The organism is Nocardiopsis chromatogenes YIM 90109 (assembly GCF_000341185.1).
Taxonomy (GTDB): domain Bacteria; phylum Actinomycetota; class Actinomycetes; order Streptosporangiales; family Streptosporangiaceae; genus Nocardiopsis_A; species Nocardiopsis_A chromatogenes.
Map to the genome: position 1 here is coordinate 1 of NZ_ANBH01000211.1, position 221 is coordinate 221.

The following is a 221-nucleotide window of genomic DNA, read 5'->3' on the forward strand; positions in this document are numbered from 1 at the left end:
GTCGTACTGGGCCAGCACCCCGCCGGGGCGGAACACGGCGATGCCGTCGCCGAGCCGGACCGCCTCGTCGATGTCGTGCGTGACGAAGAGCACCGTCTTGTGCAGCTCGGACTGCAGGCGCAGCAGCTCGTCCTGCAGGCCCGCCCGGACCACCGGGTCGACCGCGCTGAACGGCTCGTCCATCAGCAGCACCGGCGGGTCGGCCGCCAGCGCTCGGGCCA

At 73.3% G+C, this 221-nt stretch carries 1 pseudogene; it reads right to left on the reverse strand.

Annotated features, from left to right (window positions below):
* Positions 1–221, reverse strand: a pseudogene (locus D476_RS33945) (ABC transporter ATP-binding protein); the annotation flags it as partial.